Below are 1853 nucleotides of genomic sequence, written 5' to 3'. Positions count from 1 at the left end.
GGGGGCGGAGCCGTTCCGCCGTGCGCAGGATGGTCTCGGGCGTCGCGGGGGCGTCCAGCCGCGGGCAGGTACGGTACGAGTCCAGGCTGGCCAGCGCGTCGGAGATGGCGTGGAGCACCGCGACCCCGTGCACGAAGGGTGGCTCGCCGACCGCCTTGGAGCGGAAGATCGTGTCCTCGCGATTGGGGGCGGCCTCCAGCAGCGCCACGTTGAAGATGCGCGGCCGGTCGGAGCAGGCCGGGATCTTGTAGGTGCTGGGGGCGTGGGTGCGCAGGCGGCCGGCCGAATCCCAGACCAGTTCCTCCATCGTCAGCCAGCCGGCGCCCTGGACGAAGGCACCTTCGATCTGGCCGATATCGATGGCCGGGTTCAGCGACCGGCCGGCATCGTGCAGGATGTCGACCCGTTCGATGCGCGTCTCGCCGGTCAGCAGGTCGATCGCGACCTCGGCGCAGGCGGCGCCGTAGGCGAAATAATAGAAGGGACGCCCCCGCCCGGTATCGGGATTCCAGGAGATCTTGGGCGTCTTGTAGAAGCCGCTCGACGACATCGACACGCGGGCGAGATAGGCGGCGCGGGTGAGGTCGGGGAACGGGACGATCGTCTCGCCGACATGCACGCCGTCGGGCAGGAAGCGCACCGCGTCGGGTGCCACGTTCCAATGGCCGGCGGCGAAGGCGGTGAGCCGGTCCTTGATCCTGCGCACCGCGTCCAGCACCGCCATGCCGTTGAGGTCGGCGCCCGAGGATGCCGCGGTGGCCGAGGTGTTGGGCACCTTGCCGGTGGTGGTGGCGGTGATGCGCACCCGGTCGGACGCCAGGCCGAATTCGCGCATGGCGATCTGCACCATCTTGGTGTGCAGCCCCTGCCCCATTTCGGTGCCGCCGTGATTCACCTGCACCGAGCCGTCGGTATAGACGTGCACCAATGCGCCGGCCTGGTTGTAATGGGTGGCGGTGAAGGAGATGCCGAACTTGACCGGGGTCAGCGCGATGCCGCGCCGGACGAACGGACTGTCGCGGTTCGCCGCGCGCAGGGCGGCGCGGCGGTCGCGGTAGGCGCAGTCGCGCGCCAGTTGCTCCATGATCTCGGCGGCGATCGAATCCTCGACCGTCATGTGGTACGGGGTCAGGTCGCGCGTGTCGGTGCCGTAGACATTGCGCAGCCGGACATCCAGCGGGTCGAGCCCGGTGGCGAAGGCCACTTCCTCGATCACCCGTTCGGCGGCCACGATGCCCTGGGGGCCGCCGAAGCCGCGATAGGCGGTGTTGGACTGGGTGTTGGTCTTGAGCGGTTCGGAGCGCAGCCGGACGTCGGGATAGTAATAGGCGTTGTCGGCATGGAACAGCGCGCGGTCGGTGACCGGGCCGGACAGGTCGGCCGACCAGCCGCAGCGCGCCGCCAGCACCATGTCGACCGCCAGGATGCGGCCGTCATCGTCGAAGCCGACGTCATATTCCACGACGAAATCATGCCGTTTGCCGGTCATGACCATGTCGTCGTCACGGTCCAGCCGCATCTTGGCGGCGCGGCCGGTCAGTTCGGCGGCCAGGGCGGCCAGGCAGGCCGGGGTGTTGGCCTGGGATTCCTTGCCGCCGAAGCCGCCGCCCATGCGGCGGATTTCGGTCGTGACCAGGTTGCTGGGGCGGTCCAGCACGTGGGCGACCATGTGCTGGGTTTCGGTCGGGTGCTGGGTCGAGGACCAGACGCGCATCTCGCCTTCCTCGCCCGGCTGGGCGAGGGCTGCCTGGCCTTCGAGGTAGAAATGCTCCTGCCCGCCCATGGTGACCTGTCCGGACAGGCGGCGCGGGGCCGCGGCCAGGCCGGCCAGCACGTCGCCGCGGGTCATTTCC

1 protein-coding gene is annotated in these 1853 nt (G+C 69.6%); it reads right to left on the bottom strand.

Annotation, left to right across the window (positions count from 1 at the left end; all coding sequences use genetic code 11):
- A partial coding sequence (gene xdhB, locus HUK84_RS16705; RefSeq protein ID WP_176641282.1) for a xanthine dehydrogenase molybdopterin binding subunit occupies positions 1-1853 on the bottom strand: 1853 nt, incomplete at both ends.

The organism is Nguyenibacter vanlangensis, assembly GCF_013376155.1.
GTDB classification, from domain to species: domain Bacteria; phylum Pseudomonadota; class Alphaproteobacteria; order Acetobacterales; family Acetobacteraceae; genus Gluconacetobacter; species Gluconacetobacter vanlangensis.
The sequence above is the reverse complement of the archived record's forward strand: the minus strand, read 5'-3'. Positions and strand labels throughout refer to the sequence as shown.